Source organism: Desulfobacula sp. (assembly GCF_021107415.1).
This window is the reverse complement of the sequence record NZ_JAIOSW010000394.1, coordinates 1-19,051: the sequence shown is the minus strand read 5'-3', so window position 1 is coordinate 19,051 and position 19,051 is coordinate 1. Positions and strand designations below refer to the sequence as shown.

Annotated in this window: 15 protein-coding genes; all 15 read left to right on the top strand. The window is 38.3% G+C overall.

The genetic code is table 11. The annotated features are described in order from the left end of the window. A partial coding sequence (locus tag K8S13_RS19850; protein WP_291465311.1) for a sugar nucleotide-binding protein occupies positions 1–430 on the top strand: 430 nt, incomplete at its 5' end. Continuing rightward, entirely contained in the window at positions 430–1,485 is a 1,056-nt protein-coding gene (rfbB, locus tag K8S13_RS19845) for a dTDP-glucose 4,6-dehydratase (RefSeq protein ID WP_291465309.1), read from the top strand. The genes K8S13_RS19850 and rfbB, both read left to right, overlap by 1 nt. 461 nt (positions 1,486–1,946) lie before the next feature. Continuing rightward, positions 1,947–3,164: a polysaccharide pyruvyl transferase family protein gene (locus tag K8S13_RS19840; RefSeq protein ID WP_367172762.1), complete on the top strand. Its 1,218-nt coding sequence runs from the start codon at positions 1,947–1,949 to the stop codon at positions 3,162–3,164. A gap of 53 nt (positions 3,165–3,217) precedes the next feature. Next, entirely contained in the window at positions 3,218–4,744 is a 1,527-nt protein-coding gene (locus K8S13_RS19835) for an alkaline phosphatase family protein (RefSeq protein WP_291465308.1), read from the top strand. After that, entirely contained in the window at positions 4,741–6,297 is a 1,557-nt protein-coding gene (locus K8S13_RS19830; protein WP_291465306.1) for a polysaccharide biosynthesis C-terminal domain-containing protein, read from the top strand. The genes K8S13_RS19835 and K8S13_RS19830 overlap by 4 nt, the downstream gene beginning before the upstream one ends. 5 nt (positions 6,298–6,302) lie before the next feature. Beyond that, the gene (locus K8S13_RS19825) at positions 6,303–7,556 is read left to right on the top strand and encodes an O-antigen ligase (protein WP_291465305.1); all 1,254 of its coding nucleotides are present in this window, start codon (positions 6,303–6,305) and stop codon (positions 7,554–7,556) included. Positions 7,557–8,362: 806 nt separating this feature from the next. Next, a complete protein-coding gene (locus K8S13_RS19820) occupies positions 8,363–8,587 on the top strand; it encodes a DapH/DapD/GlmU-related protein (protein ID WP_291465303.1) in 225 nt (74 codons plus the stop codon). Positions 8,588–8,767: 180 nt separating this feature from the next. Beyond that, positions 8,768–9,694, top strand: a complete 927-nt coding sequence (locus K8S13_RS19815; RefSeq protein ID WP_291465302.1) for a glycosyltransferase family 2 protein — start codon at positions 8,768–8,770, stop codon at positions 9,692–9,694. A gap of 94 nt (positions 9,695–9,788) precedes the next feature. After that, a complete protein-coding gene (locus K8S13_RS19810) occupies positions 9,789–10,982 on the top strand; it encodes a glycosyltransferase family 4 protein (protein WP_291465300.1) in 1,194 nt (397 codons plus the stop codon). A 104-nt stretch (positions 10,983–11,086) separates the two neighbouring features. Beyond that, a complete protein-coding gene (locus K8S13_RS19805) occupies positions 11,087–12,022 on the top strand; it encodes a glycosyltransferase family 2 protein (protein WP_291465299.1) in 936 nt (311 codons plus the stop codon). Between the two features lie 58 nt (positions 12,023–12,080). Next, entirely contained in the window at positions 12,081–14,897 is a 2,817-nt protein-coding gene (locus K8S13_RS19800) for a glycoside hydrolase family 20 zincin-like fold domain-containing protein (RefSeq protein ID WP_291465297.1), read from the top strand. Between the two features lie 21 nt (positions 14,898–14,918). Next, entirely contained in the window at positions 14,919–15,944 is a 1,026-nt protein-coding gene (locus K8S13_RS19795) for a sulfotransferase (protein ID WP_291465296.1), read from the top strand. A gap of 131 nt (positions 15,945–16,075) precedes the next feature. After that, entirely contained in the window at positions 16,076–17,263 is a 1,188-nt protein-coding gene (locus tag K8S13_RS19790; RefSeq protein ID WP_291465294.1) for a glycosyltransferase family 4 protein, read from the top strand. Between the two features lie 145 nt (positions 17,264–17,408). Beyond that, complete coding sequence (locus K8S13_RS19785; protein ID WP_291465292.1) at positions 17,409–18,701, top strand: ATP-binding protein; 1,293 nt, start codon at positions 17,409–17,411, stop codon at positions 18,699–18,701. A 66-nt stretch (positions 18,702–18,767) separates the two neighbouring features. Further along, positions 18,768–18,905 carry a hypothetical protein gene (locus K8S13_RS19780; RefSeq protein ID WP_291465291.1) on the top strand — a complete coding sequence of 46 codons (138 nt, stop codon included), beginning with the start codon at positions 18,768–18,770 and terminating at the stop codon, positions 18,903–18,905. Positions 18,906–19,051: the final 146 nt, after the last annotated feature.

Sequence of the window (19,051 nt, the reverse complement as noted above, 5' to 3'; positions counted from 1 at the left end):
GATCATCCGGACGGCATGGCTGTATTCTTCCCACGGTGTCAACTTTGTAAAAACCATGTTAAAGCTGATGAAGGAGAAACAGAGCCTGTCCGTTATCGATGAACAGGTCGGGACGCCGACATGGGCCAGGGGACTTGCCAGGGCCGTATGGGCATCCATTAAAAAAGACCTTTTTGGAACTTTTCATTGGACGGATGCAGGGGCAGCCTCATGGTATGATTTTGCTGTGGCCATTCAGGAAGAGGCTGTTGCTGCAGGATTGTTAGAAAGATCAATCCCTATTACCCCGGTGCCTTCAGACCAGTTCCCGGCAACTGCCCAGAGGCCATTTTACAGCATCCTTGATAAACGCAGCATGTGGCAGGCGACAGGGATCACCCCGGTTCACTGGAGAGTTCATCTCAGATCCATGTTAAAGGAACTTGAATAATGAAAAAACTTCTGGTTACAGGCGGAGCAGGCTTCATCGGTACTAATTTTGTATATTACTGGCTGGATAAATATCCCGGAGACCGGGTGATTATCCTGGATGCCCTGACCTATGCAGGAAATCGGCAGAACCTTGTCAGGGCAGAAAAAAATTCAAAATTTGAATTTGTCCATGGCAATATACTGGATCAGGAACTTGTAGAAACCCTGCTGGAAAAATATGATATTGATACCATCGTGCATTTTGCTGCAGAATCCCATGTGGACAGATCCATTACCGGCCCGGATGAATTTATTAATACCAATATTATCGGTACCCATTCCATGCTCAAGGCAGCCAGAAGAATTTGGCTGGATAAGAAACCAAAAGAACACCGGTTCCACCATATTTCAACCGATGAGGTTTATGGCACTTTAACCTCATCCGATCCACCGTTTTCAGAAACAACACCTTATGCCCCCAATTCTCCCTATGCCGCCAGCAAAGCCGCCTCAGACCACCTGGTTCGGGCATACCATGAAACCTACGGTCTTGAAGTCACCACATCCAACTGTTCAAACAATTACGGGCCTTATCAGTTTCCGGAAAAATTTATTCCTCTCATGATCACCAACATTCTGAACAACAGGCCAATCCCTGTTTATGGGGATGGAAAGCAGATCAGGGACTGGCTTTATGTGGACGACCATAACCGGGGGGTAGACCTGATCCTGGATAAAGGAAAAATCGGGGAAACTTACAATATCGGAGGAAACAACGAACAATGCAATCTGGCTATCGTGAATCTGGTATGTCCAATCATGGATCAGATGTTTGATGCCTTCCCGGAACTGGCCAGACGTTATCCCAATGCCCCTCCGTCAACTGGCAGACCATCCGCAACTTTGATTATCCATGTGGAGGACAGGGCAGGGCACGATCGGCGGTACGCCATCAATGCGGACAAGATTTTTTCGGCCCTGGGGTATGAACCCAAAGTATCATTTGAACAAGGCATCCGAAGGACCGTTCAATGGTATATAGACTGGGAGCACTGGTGGAAAAAGCTCATTTGAATCTTACGAAAATCGAGTAATAAATTTCATGGGAGTTAAGTATTATGACCCCGACGAACATGTCAATTACTTTTTTGTAAAAGGCATCAGAAAAATAGTTAAAAATAATAACGGATCATTTGGCGGCTTGTACAATCATAGCAAAGGTAGGCTTTTTTTTATCGTTTTTTAAATCTAACTTTCGGTTCATAGATCATTCGAAAACTACTTAACGATTAAAACCACAGAGGGCCACAAAGAAAAGTCATCAGAGACTGGATACAAAAATTTCATGTCTCAAATCTGATTAAAAGAATTATGTATGGTGTCACCTGAACTTACACCTGAACTTACACTGAACTTACACTGAACTTACACCTGAACTTAAAATACCTTATGAGCGGACGGCATCTCATTGATGAATAAAAGTATGTAAACACTGAATGTTGAAGTGAGAAAAAACGGAGTTTAACGAGGGTAATATGGGCCATATAAACATAGGATTATTGACTGCAGATTTAGATAGCGGAAATATGGGGTGCAACGCATTAACTTATAGTGCAATTTTATTACTTGAAGAAATAGCTAAAAGTTTAAAATTGAACTTTAATTATATCTTGTTTAAAGATATTCATGCTCAATCATTGCTTATTTATAGCAATTTAGATGAAAATAAAATAAAATGCGTTCCTCCTGTTATAACAACCCGGACAAAGTTTAGGGCAATGTTGAAAAGGCAGTCAGCTTCCATCAAGCATTTTAATAAATCCTTAAGTAATTGTGATGTGTTTTTTGAAATTGCTGGCGGCGACAGTTTTAGCGATATATATGGCATACAACGTCCGGCTTTGTTTGAAAGATATCATTCAAGGATAAAGGAGGGCCGAAAACCGTTGATATTTCTTCCCCAGACAATAGGGCCGTTCAATAGCAACAGGGCAAAAAAAATTGCAGCCAATAGCCTGTCTTATGCCACACATGTTTTCGCCAGAGATCCCATCAGTTACGAAAAAGCAGTCGAATTTGCAAAAAGGGAATGTGTCAGCAGAACCATCGATATGGCTTTTTTTATGAATTATATGCCAAATAAAAGTAAACATTCTCAACTTTTTGTTGGGGTAAACCCTTCAGGATTGCTTTGGAATGGCGGATATACCGGCACTAACCAGTTTGGGCTCAAAGCTGATTATCAAAAATTGATATCGAAAACCATAGAAAAATTGCATCAGGAGAATTGTAAAGTAATAATTGTTCCGCATGTACTAGATGGTCCAACTTACCATATTGAAGATGACTACAGAGTGGGTAAATTGCTTGTAAATAAATATCCTTTTTGCGGCCTTGCTCCGTTTTTTTATTCACCTGTAGAAGCAAAATCATTTATTTCAGGACTTGATTTGATGATAGGATCAAGAATGCATTGCTGTATTGCCGGGTATTCTTCAGGAGTTCCAATATATCCTTTAGCCTACAGTCGGAAATTTAAGGGACTTTTCAAAGAGGAATTAGATTATCCTTATGGTGCTGAACTGCAAACCGATGACATAGAAACTGTGATTAATGGGCTGGAGAATTTTTTGAGAAATTTAACGGATATCCAAGCATCCATGACTAAACGGCTTGAAAGTTTAGTTTCTTATAAATGCAAGTTTATCGATAAACTGACCCATTTGATCCAATCCCATATTCAGCCAGGATAGCATTTTGGGGAACATGTCAGCAGTTATTAAAAATTGCTTAAAGGAGGGATAATTTGAAAACTTTAATTATAGGCATGGACGGTGCCAGTATAGAGACATTTAAAAGAGGATGGACCCCATATATTGAGTCTTTAATTGAAAAAGGAAACCGGCTTGATTTAAAGTTAGATTTATTAAGTCGTGGATGGGTCGAAATTTTTACCGGAGAACATGCTATTGACACAGGTGCTTTATATGATCTACCGCTATTAAACGGGAGTTTGGATTGGACTATAAAATTTAATATCGAAAAGATGCCAGGTTGGGGGGCAGAAATAAAACCGATTTGGCAAGTTTTAAACGAGAGAGGATATAAAGTTGGAATAATGAATGTTCCAACAACATTTCCTGCGCCAAAGGTTAATGGATTTTTTGTTTCAGGAGGAGGAGGTGGGGCAAAGGTCGTTCAAGAAGTCACTGAAGAGCTTTGTTATCCAAGAGATATAGTAAAATACCTTCAAAGCATTGATTATATAGTCGATGAGCGGATGGCAGATCTTTTTGAAAAGAATCTTCTAACAGTAGATGAAGTTTTCTCTCGTTTTCAAAAAAAAAATCAAAAAAGAACAGAGGCTTTTATCCAATTATCAAAAGAGAAAAAAGTCGATTTTGGATTTGTTGTCTACAAAACGTCTTCTGTTATGGTGGAATTTTTTACAATACCTGAATTAGAAAGAGAATTAAAAGGGGAAAAAGTTCTTGATAATAATTTATTAAAAATGTCGAAGAATTATTATCAAGAATTCGACGAGCAGATAAAAACACTAGTTGAGTCTTTTAAAGATGCGGAAGTTATTTTTGTATCTGACCATAGTGAAGTAAAATCAAGTTTTGAAGTGGATGTTAATCATTTTTTACAAAATAATGGTTTCCAGGCAAAACAGCAAAAAAAGCAAAAAAAAATAATCAATCAAGCTGTTCGATATATGAAAGACTTAGTCAAGTCTAATATTCCTTCAACCCTTAAGAAAAGAATTCTTAGCCATAAAAAAAGAATTCCAGAAAAGGAAAGTACAGGTCTGCTCTCAGAACAGTTTTTTGTGTTTGATCCAAACATATCTGTCGCATTCTGTGTGCCCAGGGGAGACTGGGGTAGAGGTATTTATGTTAATGATGAAGGAAGATTCAATGGTATTGTCGCACAAAAGGATATAATAGATCTTTCACATCAGATATCAGATAGAATAAATAATGATGAGACAGCAAAAAAACATGGTATAACCAGTCATGTTAAACCACGGTTTGATACATCCGTGTCAAAATATTATCCCGACGTAGTACTCGATGTCCCAGATGGTTATATTGTTAGAAATAATGCAAAGGGTTTTGTAACTGAGTTTGAAGGTATGAAACCTAAAAATACTAATTTTGATACAATAGAAACGTGGTCAAAGGAAAAGTGGAAACCATTATGTGTCCGAGGTTACCACCCTATTGCAGTCAGTACTTCCCAATGGACAGAAGAAATTTTGCCAATGAGTCGTGATTTGACAGTTATATATAGACATTTATTGAAACAATACAAAACTAAAAATCGATGAGTGATTCTTTTCCAAGCTCTGTGCCCAACCCGGTAAAACCCTTGAAACTTGTTGCCAAGAATCTTGTATGGTCCATTGGCGCCAGGTTTATGACCATGCTGATTAAGTTTTTCAGCATTCCTATTATTCTCGGCTATTACGGGAAGGTTGAATACGGGCTTGTGGTTCTTGCCATGTCTCTAAGCGGGTATATGAGTATCGCCAATTTGGCCTTGCCCACTGGAATGATAAGGCATACGGCAGTCTGGCTCGGTACTGGACAGATAACTTCCATTGAAAAAGCTTCCCGAAGCAGCTTCAGTTTTTATGGCTTCATTGGTTTTATCAATGCAGCCATATTTATCATACTGGCATTCTGGGGGCTGGATTTTTTTAAAGTCCCACATGATAAAGTACACGATCTTAAGATTATTTTTATTATTTCCGCTTTTGGTACTTTTTTGACCTGGCCGTTTTCCGTCGTGGAGCAGCTTTTGGCAGGCGCCCAGGAGATTGCCTGGCTTGAAAAAGTCAATATTGCCAAGGAATTTTTAGTAATTGTAATAACCTTGGCAGCCATCTGGATGAACCTTGATATTGTATGGTTTTATTTGCTGATTTTGGCTGGATCTAAAATAATAATTCCTGTCAACCTCTGGAAATGGCGAAAGCACATTCCTTTGCGAAGGACTTTTGTCCCTGGATGGTTCTGGGCGGAATTCAAAGAAGTTCTTACCTTCGGTCTGGGTCTTTTGATTATTGGCATTTCATTGACATCCATTATACAGTTGAGGCCAATCATTCTTTCGGTGAACTCTATGCATGGTGTTGCCAGTGCTGCAGAATATCGTGTGCTTTTCGGCATCACTGGCATTTTGATGGCATTTCAGGGCGCTATTTCCAGAACCCTCCTTCCTTTGTCCTCAAACGCGGTTGCTGTTTCTGATCAGAAATTAATCGAAACCATAATTTTTAAAGGGACAAAATATTTATGGACTATTCTGGCATTATTGATTTTCGGCTTGATCATGGTTTCTGACCGTCTGCTTACCATTTACGTTGGCGCAGAATATGCAAAACTTGCACCCTGGCTCGCCCTGTGGCTTTTATCTTTTTTAAATTATTACCTAGGACCGGTAGCAAGTGTTGTTATGGGGTCCGGTAAAATAAAGCTTTTGATGATCACAAGCCCGCTTTCTGCCGCTATATCAATTACTACAGCATGGTTTCTCACGCCCAAGCTTGGGGTGGGGGCGGTGGCCATTTCAACGTTAACCTATTACGGACTTGTTTTTTTCACTTATCATGTGTATTTCCTGCCCCATGTCCTGAAAATTTCTCCGGTAAAATTATTGTCTCATTCTTTTGTTCAACCGCTCGTTGCAGGAATTCTTTTAGTTATCGCCGGCAGATGGACAGCAACCGTAACGGCACCAGATAATCCATATCTTTGGCTTGTCACTTCAAGCCTGATCGGAACGATCGTTTATATTGGCTATATTTTATTGTTTCACATACCTCTTAAAGAGATAAAACAAATAATTCTTAAATTTAAAAAAGAAAGGAGTATATGACTTAAATGATTCTTTTCGGTGCCATTGGTTGTTTGATGTATGTTTTATTACGGTTTCTTTATACTAAAAATACGGAACTGTTCATCTGTATTCTAATCTGTGCCAATTTTGATTTTTTTTACCTGATACCGCAGATCGGGGACTATGAAAACTATCCTCTTATCCTGCTTCCTACTGTATTTTTAATCGGTGCGGAACAGGTGGTTAGGGGGCGACTTAAATTCGGGGGATTTCCCGGTATCTTGACCATGTGCCTGTGCGCCTTATTTTTTTTAGGCATTGTTACCGCTTATGCGAACGGGCAGTCCATGCTGCTTGGGATAAAAGCCATTAAATTTCATCTGTTGGTTCTGGTATTTTTTGCGGTGACCGGGCAAAATATCAGCATAGAAAAACTATGCAAGTATATCATTGGCATGGCATTGCTGCTGATAGCTGTTTTGCTCATAGACCTTTTTGTTATTAAAAAGAACCTGTTGTTTGTGGATGCTGAAAAATATATGAATCTAAGAAGCGGAAGATTGCGGTTCAGCGTGGGGTATCATGTGATCTCTCTGGCCTGCATCCTCTCTTTTGTCAAATTTTTAAAAAAACCCAGTTCCTTATACTTTATAATATTTCTGTTTATTTCAGGTTATGTTTTTTTTGTCATCCAGACCCGGATGCTCATATTTGGAATGTTTCTTTCCGGTGTCTTGATCTTTGTCGTTATGAAGAACAAATCGCCCAGGTGGATACTAACAATGTTTTTATTGTTGATCCTGTTTTTGCCCGGTTTTTTTCTGGCAGGCAAGGCTTTAACCCAAATCGGGGTAGTGGAACAAACTATTACTGAAGTAAGTAAAAAACAGGGGAATTACCTTGCCAGACTCATATCATATGAATATTACTTGGAGAAAATTACTGAATCTCCCATCTGGGGATTTGGGTATGAGAACCTGAACTGGGAAAAGAATCCTGCTGCAAGACTGAGAAACAAAGGCATTTACAAGGCCGATATCGGGGTTATCCATTTTTTTTATGAAAACGGTCTTCTGGGGATTTTGTGGTTTATGGCCATGGCAATCACGGTTATGCAGAAATGCTTTAAATATAGGGATAAATATCCTGAGATTTTGGCTTATTTTGTTTTATCTTTTTCAGTCATGGCCACGCTGGATTTTTTATTACAGACGAGCACTATCATTTTGTTCGGGATATTTTTTGCTGTTTTAGCTAGGCTTAGTATTCAAGAAGGGAAATTAAGTGGACGAGTATAGAATCATAAAAATTTTTAATACAGTAGACAGATATTTAGAATGCTGAAAAAAAATCAGAATAAAAGATGGGTGCCAAATAACAATTGGGGTGTTGAGAAAATATACTATTCTGCTCATTATTTATATCAAAAGAATTATAAAAAATTAGCATATATTCTAAAATACATCAACACTCTTCTATTTCGAGTTTATATCCCACCAGGGGTTTGTATAGGGCAGCGCCTTGATCTTCCACACGGTGGGTTTGGTGTTGTTATTTTTTAGTTTATTTGAATGCAAAATCGGATTTTTTTCTCAAAATAAATGATACAATTTCAGAGATTTTTATTTTATTTGAAACACCAGTTGCTTCATGATTTTCTGATTTTAAAGGGAAATAATTCAAAAACGATGGCAACTTAATTTGGAAAAGTTCAGACTTTTGATGCTTTGACTCATGTTATGTAAACTTTATCCCAAATAAAATTTCAATTTATTTGGAGTCGTATCAAAATATAATTGATCTTGTAACCAGCCGATATATAAAGAAATATAATCTTTCGGGTCACATCAGTTGCCTGATATTTGGTTGAATATAATTTGAAAAAGCGTAGCTTGGACATCACAAAATATAGAAATTGTATGAAAATTGAAAACATGTAGTTTGAGAGAATTATTCAAGTTTTCCTGCCCATGCCTTAAAAAACCCAATAAAATCAATGGAGCGTAGCGACATCCTTATTTGTAAATAAAATGCAAAAAAATTAGTGCCTCAAAATAATTAGAAAATTTTCCTCCGAATAAAGTGGCAATCAACAGGTGTAGTAATGCATAAAGACACCGTAATTGGGGATGACCCGATTATTTTTCATAACGTCACAATTGCAAATGGTGGGGCTCGTATCGGTGATAGAGTTTATATTGGTTGTAATGCCACAATAATCGGTAATGTTACCATCGGAGATGATGTAACTATCGGAGCACATGCTGTTGTGAACTTTGATATACCCGATGGTGCTACGGTAGTTGGTCCTTTGGGAAATATTATTTAAAAATAATTATTCTGGGTGAGCTCAACTTAAGTTTATTCAAGTTAACTTCATGTAATTGTAGTATTTTTACTTTGACATTCAAGAAAAAATAAACTCAGATAGTCGCCAAATTTTTTTTGAGTCAAGTTCATACCCTTTTATAGGGGGATTTAATCTTTTGAAAGTGGGATAAATTCACTAATGGATATTTCAATCGTCATTGTTAATTATAACACCTGCAAAATGCTTGATGAATGCATCACTTCCATCAAACAGGAAACAAGGGCCCGGTTTGAAATTATCGTAGTGGATAACGCCTCCCGGGACGATTCCATAGATATGATTAAGGCAAAACATCCGGATGTTATCCTTATCCAGAACCAGGGTAACAACGGGTTTGCCCATGGCAATAACCAGGGGTTCAAGGAGGCAAATGGGCGGTACTATTTTATGCTCAATCCGGACACCCTCATTCTGGACCGGGCCATTGACAAGTTATTTGAGTATATGGAGCAGAGTTCGGATGCGGCGATTGCCTCGCCCATGAACCTGGACGAAAAAAGAGGTTTGCAATATAATTGTGATTTTTTTCCCAGTCTATGGATCATGTTTGTCGAGTACCTGAGGCTTCACATCCTGTTTCCCAAGGTTAAATTGTTCAACCGGGGGCGGATAAGATATTGGGATTACGCTGATACCAGACATGTTGATTCTGCCATGGGCTGCTCCCTGCTGATTCGGTCCAATGTCTTTAATGAGTTAAACGGCCTGGACGATAAATTTTTTATGTATTTTGAAGAAACGGATTTCTGCTATAGGGCCTATAAAAAAGGATATAAAACCTTTTTTTATTCAGAATCAAAAATCATTCATTACGGGGGGCAAAGCGCCAAAACTACAGAAAAAGCGATGATGGGTACGATGGTGTCGAGCTATTACCTGGAATCCAAATATTATTTTTTCAGGAAAAACTATGGGATCACCAAAATGCTATGCGCCCGAATGCTGGATGGGGTATATGGTATCTTTCTCTGGTTAAAAAATGTCAGGCGCAAAGATTCGCGTCTTAAGCTGGACAGGCAGAAGAAAGCAGCGATGTTTGTCAGGTCCGCCTTTCATTTCAAGTAATATCAAAAGCAGACTCAATGTTGGACTGGATTTCCCTATCATATCCTTTTTGCCTTAAAACAATCCCTTTGATTCTCTTAAAATAGAAAAAACAATGATAAAAGTTTTATTCATTACAAAATATATCCCATACCGGGCCGATTCCGGGATTACCGTAAGAATTAATAATCTTTTGAAATGCATGAACGGAATCTGCAGACTGAGCTGTGTGTTTATCTGTGAGGATAAGACAGCAGCAGACACTGCTCTTGAAAAATGCGGCCTGGAAAGAACCAACCATATTGTGATTGAAAAAACCCATACATCTCCAATGTTCCGGTATCTGAAGCATTGGATGGGGATCCTCCGGCCCTTCAAGGAGGTCAAATCCGGGCTCAGGGAGGTCATTGAAAATGAAAAACCGGATTTGATATGGCTGGAGTTCGGTTATATTGGTCACCTGATCCCCTTTTTAAAGCAGTTTAACCTGCCGGTCTATTACGGTTCTCATAATTATCAGTTTCATCTGGATCTACTGATATGGCAAAACATGTCCGGAATAGTGAGAAAAACTATCCAGCTTCCAATGCTGTTTTTCAAAATGCTGCATGAACGGTATTTCTTCCCAAAAGCCGATAAAATATTCTGCATCAGTAGCGGGGACATTGAAAAATATAAAACCTTTATTCCCCGGGACCGCCTGGAACTTCTTCCCTATTATTTTGATGAAGAAAAAATTAAAGACGAGATTTCTTTTGAACCCGGCTGCCATTATATCTGTATGATTGGAGGACTGAATTCTTATCAGAATTATTCCGCAGCAGTGTTTATGCTGGAAGAGCTCTGGCCTAAAATCAGTTTAGAGTTACCTTCTTTGCACTTGTATATAGTTGGCAGGCTCCCTTCTGAAAACACACCGGAATATACTATGTTGAAAATTCTGGTACAGGATTGTAAAAACGTTATTCTTACAGGCCGTGTGGAATCGGTTATTCCCTATGTTCTCGGAGCTTCAGCCAATATTGTGCCCATTTTGATTGGTAGCGGCGTACGGACGAAAATTATTGAAAGCGCCGCGTGCAGGACGCCTGTTGTCAGTACTCCTATCGGTGCGGAAGGATTACCTTTTGTTGACGGTGAGAGTATCTGTATTGCGGATTCATCTGAAAAACTGGTTGAAAAAATAATCGATATTGTCAGCAGCCCGGAAATCGGAAACCGCATTGGAAATTCAGCGTTTAAAAAGTTCAGGGTCTGCCTGTCACTGGAAGCCGGGCGCGAAACCCTTGCGGGGATTTTAAAAAAATGACCCAAAATAATGATAGTCCGCGTTAAACAAAAAAATATCCTGGGAAAATTGCTTGGTGGTGGTGCTGACCTCCCGGATACATTCAGGAATAAAGGATTTTATTAATGGACAGGATCGCTATTGTCATACCGGCTTACAACAGGAAAGCTATTACACTTATGTGTCTGGATAAGCTTAACAAGATAAAACAGGAAAAATTTGAGGTAACAATCGTTCTTGTTGACGACGGATCAACAGACGGGACTTTTCAGGCCGTCCACAAGTTTCATCCCCAGGTAAAAGTTTTACAGGGGGATGGAAACCTTTGGTGGACAGGGGCAACAAACCTGGGGGTCAAATATGCTTTGGAAAATGATCTTGACTATATTCTGACGTTGAATGATGATGTTGATTTTGAAAATGATTTTCTGGAAAACATGCTTGAAACGGCAAAGCAGTATCCAGATCATATAGTCTGCTGTCTGATCTGTTATGAACTGAACCGGGCCGTCATTCTTTCTGCAGGAAGATACAGATCCGGATTTCTGGGATATAAGACCCCGGCGAGATTTCATAACTCGCTCGCATCAGAAGTAAAAGAAAGGCATATTGAATCCGAGCTTGAATCGGGTTATGCCATGTTGATTCCCCAAAAGGTTTTCCACCGGGTCGGCCTTTTTGACAATAAACATTTTCCCCATCATATGGGCGATATGGATTTCGTTTTAAAGGCTGGAAACGCCGGACATAAAGTAATTGTGGATACGAAGGCCGTGCTTTACACGTCCCAGGGCAAAAATTACCTGTTCAGTTTTTTTGTTGAAAATTCATTTAAGGAAAATCTAAAGGCGCTTTTCAATGTCCGGTCAAGCAGTTTCTGGCGGACACGGTATCGTTTTGCTATGCGGCATACCCGGCCGGTTTTTCTTGCATTTGTGTCTTTTTTGTATTTCATCCTGCGGATGACCGCACTCCTTTTTATAAAGGCGTTTCTCCCCAAGAGAATGGTTAAAAAGCTGGCTTATAAGAGATACGGAAAAGCAACCTACGAGAACCAGTAGATAGAAATTATTCGATAACACGATGTTATTGCTAAAAAAAACTATGTTGACCGTTTTTATGGCGTTTGTTTTAAACTCCGTTACCTGCACTTATGCTGCGGATCTTGATAACGCCGACTTAGTGTTGAATGTTGATAAGAAAAAAGGGGCAAGGGTCTTTTATAAAGGTATCCCGGTATTAATGAGTCTGGGCAGTTTTTTCTCATTTTATAAACGAGGTTTAACAGGTTCAAGAGAGAGGATTGGCACCGGGCCGTGGAGGGGAGTTCTTAAAGGGAAATTGTCTCAAGAAACACGCTGGGGTTATAAAATTGCAGGCAGCAACAAAGAAACGGGAATTGACTATTCTATTCGTTATGCCAAGACAGATTTTCAATCCATAATACTTGAAATTAATCTTGTCAGCCAAGCAAGAAGAGGGAATTTTTCATATGATATTTTTAAACTGAACAGCGGTATATTCAAGGGTTCAAAAGTGTCTGCTTATCCGGTTTCCTTTAAAGAGATAAAAGAACTGCCGGAGAAACCAAGAACAATTGATAAAAGAATACTTTTAAAAAACAAACAAACAGTGACCATAAGGTCTGAACTATGTGATATAGAACTGTCTGACCTGTCAAAGGCCAATTCAATAATACTTGCGGATTTTCGTAACATTCCATGGGATAAAACAAAAAGTTTTTATTTCGGCAGTAATGTCAAGGGGATTGAGACAGGGAAAACTTATACTTTTAAGTACAAGATCAGTTTTTTGCGGCCGTCGCTACCCCCGGTGGCTGATCAGCATAGGTTTTCCGAAAATTTTATATCTTTCAGCCCTAATATTGCCCAGCTAAATCAAGAAAACAAAGACCGGTTTGACACCACCGGTCTTTTTTCAATCCCTTGCAAGGATGAAAGAATGGATGAAGGATCTTTTGCTCTTCCCGGCAAAATCAACATTTTTACTGATCAAAACGGGATGGAAATGGAGATCCTTTCAAAAGAATTTTTGAGAATGGCAGGAACCAGGTGTATTATTCAGCCTTTGCAGGAGAATATATCAACACCTGAAGGAATCATTTTTAGCGACTTGGATCGGACTGTCAAAATAGGCGATAATAGCGGCAAGGAAAGATTTGAAATCAATATAAACAAAAAAAGGATAATCATTCATAGTTCAGATAAAAGGGGGAGGCTTTACGGGGTTTACAAACTGCTGAGCATGTTTCAAAAGGAGGAAGGACAATGGCGGGCCAAATGTGGAAAGTTCCGTGACTGGCCGGATTTGGAAACTAGGGGGATGCTCATCGCTATGCTGCCGTCACCCAGACTCGACCAAGAGCTATTCAAAAGGTATATAGATGCATTGTCTATAGCGCGGGTCAACATGATTGTATTCTGGCACCAGCCCCAGGATCTTCTTAAATGGAAAAAGAATACATTCAAAAATTACTGGTCCAAAAAAGAAATGGCAGAACTGGCATCCTATGCCCGCAGTCTTCATATGGATGTATGGGGTGGGATGATCAGTAAATTCAGTACAGAGGATTTCTCCGGACTTGATATTGCAGATGGTTCGACTTTTTATAATCCGTTCAAGGAAACTTCTTATCAAATCCTGTTTTCTTTATATGATGAAATTATTGAAAATTATAATCCATCCGGGATATTGATTGGTCATGATGAAATAAGGGGGCTTTCCATTTATGAAAAGAATTCAGGTATACAGAGTCACCTGATATTGTCGGATACCGTGAACCGGATCCAAAAATGGCTATCCTCAAGACAAGTGGAGACAATGATGGCCGGAGACATGCTTCTGGATTTCAAAAAATGGGAGAAAAAACTTGGCAACGGCGGGGTAAACAGCGGAAATCCCCTGTATAATTCCGGAGACACCTATAAAGCAGTCGATTTGATTTCTAAAGACATCATGGTCTTTGACTGGCATTATAAAAAAGCTGAAGATTACAGTTCTTTGAAATATTTCGCTGATAAAGGATTCAAGGTCTTTGGCGGCACCTGGCATAATCCAGAGGCGTCATGCGCCATGGCTGAAGATGTGAAAAAATACAAGTGCGCCGGGATTATTGGAACGGACTTTGGATTCTGGCGAACGCTTTCTCCTGCTGCTACGACATTATATACCTCCATCTGTGGCTGGTCTTCAAATCATATAATCCCGGAAGACGACAAGGATATTCTGGGGCTTTCACAAATATTAAAAGGAAGACAGCAGGAAGATGTCGGAAAACCAGGAATTATTTCCCTGAAACCATATGCCAATGAGTCGATCCTGGATGATATTCCCGGTGATGGCAGCGGCTTTCTGGATATGGGCCCTTACGCCGATCTCCGGAATTTTAAACCCGGCAAAAGGGATTCTAATGGTTTTGGCTTTGAGATTCCACAAAATAAAGACGGGGGTGGCGGCTGCCTGGTTGTCGGTTATGACGGGGAGGGGAATATCAATCCCATTGACAGGATAACCATAAATCTTGGCTCCAGGAAAGTCGGGGCACTGGCTTTTTTTCATACCTGCCTGTTAGAAGAACCCGGTTACAGAAACTGGGAAATCGGGGAATATGTGGTTATGTATGATAACGGCAAAAAGGAAACTATCAGACTGATCCAGAACTGGAACATCACTGATATACGGTCATCCAAGACGGTCAGGCAAAATGACTGGACATTTAACAGGATGCCCCAGGTTCTTTTGGGTTCGGATGTGGCCTGGTCGGGGGTGTCGGTGAAAGGCCTGTCTTTGAACATTCAAAAATACGTGTGGAAAAATCCCCATCCAGAATACCCTATTAAGCAAATTGTTTTCAGGGCTAAAAAAATCAAACAGAAATATCGAATGTCTTTGCTGGCTTTGACCGCAATGGAATAGGATTGGATTAGGTAAGCTTTTATGAGTGATAAAATAATTTTCATTACCGGGATGGCACGAACCGGAACTACCCTGGTTTCAAGATGTATAAATAAGGGGAAAGATGCATATATCTTAAATGAAACCCATTTAATTCGTGAGTATCAGAATCAATTAATAACAGATGAAGAACTATCCGGTATGGGCCCCGGTAAGATAGAGAATGTGATTAACCAATTCATAACTGTTCAAAGGAAAGGAATCTATCGAAAATCGGAATATGAAGAGTATCCCGAAGCCGTTTCAAGCGTTATGACACAATTGGGAGATATCAGCGAGAAAACCTTTTTCTTTCTAATTAAAGCATTGTATCGCCATGAAGCAGAGCTTTACGGGAAAAAAAGATCTGGAGATCAAACCCCGAATCATGTGTTTCATATAGAACTCTTGCTTAGTTTTTTTCCGAACTCTGTATTTATTAATATGATCCGGGACCCGAGGGCGGTTGTATTATCCCAGAAAAATAAATGGAAAGCAGGCGTTAGAAAAGGACAGCCTTTGTTTGAAATCATACGGACAAGGATTAATTATCATCCTATAACCCAAAGTATTTTATGGCACCGGTCAGTCTTAGCTGCATTAAAAGCAATAGAAAAATTTAATGATAAAAAAATTATAAATGTACATTATGAAAATTTCGTAAACAACCCTGAGAACCAGCTCAAGGGAATATGTAAATTCGCTGATATCGAGTATGCCCCAGCTATGGTTAATGTATCGGTTTCCATGTCATCCCATATTTTAGACAATCATTCTGGTATTGATCCTACCTTGGCAGAGAAATGGAAAAAAAGTCTTTCTTCGACGGAAATTTTTATCATAGAGCTGTTCAGTAAAAAAGGGGCAAGGCAACTTGGCTATCAATTAACCGGTTTAAAACCCAATCCGGTTGCGTTGATTGGGTATATGGTGTTATTCCCAATTCATGTGTTCGTTGCATTTTGTTTCAACGCAGGAAGGATTAAGAATCCTTTTTCTTTTTTTAAAAAAATTTTCAGTAGTTCTTAGAAAAGTGCCCTTGCTTTTCAAGTGTAACTTGCCGATTTGAGAGATAATTTGGAACAATCCTTATGAAGATTCTAATCGTTAATAGAAACTATTTTGTCACAGGTGGTCCTGAAAAATATATGTTTTCCTTAATGGAAAATATGACTGAGCATGAATTTGTTCCTTTTTGCCTTAATTTTTTGAAGAATAAAGAGACACAGTATAAAAATTATTTTCTTCAACCTCCTGGAGGTTCAGAAAATATTTATTTTAATCAGTTTGAAATGTCATTATATCAGAAAGCGTGTTACGGGATGAATATGGTTTATTCTTTCAGTGCCAAAAACCAGATTGAAAAATTGCTGGAACAAGTTAAACCGGATGTAGCACTTTTTTTAAATGCAGTATATTTTACTGATAGTATTATTGATGCCTGCAAGAAATACAAGGTTCCCATTATATGGAGATTGTCGGATTTTAATAAAATATGTGCAAATTATCTTCTTTTTCGTGATGGAAAGCCATGTGAAGAATGTTTGGAAAAAGGGTTGTGGTGTATTCTGAAAAATCGTTGCGGTGGATATCAACGATCATTGAGTGCTGCTGTTATAAAAACTTTTAATATGTACTTATCCAAAATCAGGAGTAGCAATAATTATATAAGTTTTTTTATAACCCCATCCCAATTTACAAGAAGCAAGATGATAAAGGGAGGCTTTAATCAGGAAAAAATTGTACATATTCCTACATTTATCAGTGGGGGTAGGAAAAATTTTGAATATGAACCTGATAGGAACAGTATTTTGTATGTAGGGCGGATAAGTCCGGAAAAAGGTGTAAATGTAATTATTGAAGCCTTTAAACGAATAAAAAACAGCAAAGCTGTATTATCTATTGTTGGTGATAAAAATACTGACTATGCACAAGAGCTAATTGCCACTATTCCTGACAGATTGAAAAATCGAATCAATTTTCTTGGATTTAAAAATCAAAAAGAGGTTAAACAATTATTTTATAAAAGCCTTTTTTTTATAGTTCCTTCTGTATGGTATGAAAATCAGCCAAATGTTGTCCTGGAAGGAATGTCATGTGGAAGACCTGCCTTAGTTTCAAGATTGGGCAGCTTAATTGAAATGGTGTCTGAAGGAGAAACTGGATATCATTTTAAATCTGGTAATCCTGAAGATCTGGCTGAAAAAATTGATATTTTACTTGATCATCCGGAAAAAACAATTGAAATGGGCAAAACAGCTAATAAACATGTTACTGAGCATCATGATCTGCAAAACCATCTTGATGCTTTAAACAAGTTATTCTATCAGGTTGCGAATAAAAAATGAGTTCAAAAAATTACGATTGTAAAAAAAAATAACATGAAAATAGCATTTGTAGCAGTTAAAGGCATCCCCATTGGTGGCGGAATTATATTTAAAAAAAAGAAAGATTTTATTTGATTTGTCTCTAAAAAAGAGATAAATATTGAATATGAAAGAGCAATTATCACAACTTATTGATGATTTCCATGAGCGGAACCTGCCGGTACCCTTATCAAGATTAAATGTTTTTCCACAAATAAAAGGAAAAGCTGATGTTGTTATTGGCATGAGGCGTGTCGGAAAAACTTGGTTTTGTTACCAAAAAATTCATGAACTTCTTAAAACAGGAATAAAAAAAAATGAAATTTTATTCCTTAACTTTGAAGATGATCGTCTTCTTGAGTTTAAGCTTGATCATTTTCAGGAAATCCTTGATGTATATTATTCTAAATATCCGGAAAATAGGAATCAAACATCTTATTTTTTCTTTGATGAGATTCAACGCATTGATCAATGGGAGATTTTTATCAGGCGGTTAATTGATACTGAAAATGTGCAGATTTATTTAACCGGCTCTTCATCAAAGCTTTTGAGTAAGGAAATTGCAACCGGGTTAAGGGGACGTTCTCTTACAATAGAGATTTTTCCATTTAGCTTTTATGAATTTTTAATGTTTCATGGGCTTTTTAAGGATAAGCCCAAAATATTTGGAGCAAAAACTGCATCTATTTTACGAAAGGCTGTAAAAAATTATTTTGAAATTGGTGGTTTCCCTGAAGTGCAGAATATCGACCATAATCTGCGAATTGAAATATTGCAGGGATATATTGACTCTGTACTGCTCAAAGATATCATTGAACGTCATAAAGTCAGCAATATCGTTGCCATTAAATATCTAATTCGTAATATTATGATCTCTTCGGGCAGAAAATTCAGTGTCAATAAATTTTACAATACATTAAAAAGCATGTCTGTTAAATGTACTAAAAACAGCTTATATGAATATCTTGACCACTTGGTTGATGCTTTTTTGTTTTCAAAAGTACCCATCCATACCCGTTCAGAAAAAGCAAGGCAGTTGAATCCTGTCAAGATATACACAATTGATACCGGCCTTTTAAATGCCATGACTTTTCGCAACTCTTCGGATGCAGGATTACTTCTTGAAAACATGGTCTTTATGCATTTGCGCAGAAATAATTTTGATGTGGAATATGTAAATACCAGACAGGGATATGAAACAGATTTTTTTGCCCGCCATAAAATTACAAACAAGGTAGAACTGATCCAGGTCTGCTGGACAATGTCGGATATAAAAACCTTTGATCGTGAGGTTAAAGGACTTGTCAGTGCAATGGATGAGTTGTCTGTTTCTTCGGGAACTATTGTCACCTGGGATGATGAAACTGTGATTGACAACACAATTAAAGTGGTTCCGGTTTGGAAATGGCTGCTGGTCTGATTTTGCAGCATTGTTTTTTAATCGCATGGATACCAAAAGAGATCCTTTTTTAATTGAGAACCTGAGATGAAAATAGCATTTGTAGCAGTTAAAGGCATTCCCATTGGCGGAGGAATTGAAAAGCTCACCGAAGAGATAGGATCACGCCTAATTACAAAAGGTCATGAGGTGGTGGGTATTCCAAATCTGTTCTTGATCTTCTAAGTAACTCAATTATTTTTCCCGATAATTTAGTTACTTATAGGATCGGTTTCAGTATGGCTGAATGGAACGCTTTTGAATCCTGGTTTAATGATTTTTTTAAAAAGTATAAAAATAATGTTTGTTTTTTTATTGCACCAAGTCAATTT

What these genes read in the sequence shown, in the direction of transcription:
- K8S13_RS19830 (WP_291465306.1), top strand. Translation starts at nt 4,741, where the DNA reads ATGAGTGATTCTTTTCCAAGCTCTGTGCCCAACCCGGTAAAACCCTTG.
- rfbB (WP_291465309.1), top strand. Translation starts at nt 430, where the DNA reads ATGAAAAAACTTCTGGTTACAGGCGGAGCAGGCTTCATCGGTACTAAT.
- K8S13_RS19810 (WP_291465300.1), top strand. Translation starts at nt 9,789, where the DNA reads ATGATAAAAGTTTTATTCATTACAAAATATATCCCATACCGGGCCGAT.
- K8S13_RS19795 (WP_291465296.1), top strand. Translation starts at nt 14,919, where the DNA reads ATGAGTGATAAAATAATTTTCATTACCGGGATGGCACGAACCGGAACT.
- K8S13_RS19780 (WP_291465291.1), top strand. Translation starts at nt 18,768, where the DNA reads ATGAAAATAGCATTTGTAGCAGTTAAAGGCATTCCCATTGGCGGAGGA.
- K8S13_RS19785 (WP_291465292.1), top strand. Translation starts at nt 17,409, where the DNA reads ATGAAAGAGCAATTATCACAACTTATTGATGATTTCCATGAGCGGAAC.
- K8S13_RS19820 (WP_291465303.1), top strand. Translation starts at nt 8,363, where the DNA reads ATGCATAAAGACACCGTAATTGGGGATGACCCGATTATTTTTCATAAC.
- K8S13_RS19800 (WP_291465297.1), top strand. Translation starts at nt 12,081, where the DNA reads ATGGCGTTTGTTTTAAACTCCGTTACCTGCACTTATGCTGCGGATCTT.
- K8S13_RS19840 (WP_367172762.1), top strand. Translation starts at nt 1,947, where the DNA reads ATGGGCCATATAAACATAGGATTATTGACTGCAGATTTAGATAGCGGA.
- K8S13_RS19805 (WP_291465299.1), top strand. Translation starts at nt 11,087, where the DNA reads ATGGACAGGATCGCTATTGTCATACCGGCTTACAACAGGAAAGCTATT.
- K8S13_RS19825 (WP_291465305.1), top strand. Translation starts at nt 6,303, where the DNA reads ATGATTCTTTTCGGTGCCATTGGTTGTTTGATGTATGTTTTATTACGG.
- K8S13_RS19815 (WP_291465302.1), top strand. Translation starts at nt 8,768, where the DNA reads ATGGATATTTCAATCGTCATTGTTAATTATAACACCTGCAAAATGCTT.
- K8S13_RS19790 (WP_291465294.1), top strand. Translation starts at nt 16,076, where the DNA reads ATGGAAAATATGACTGAGCATGAATTTGTTCCTTTTTGCCTTAATTTT.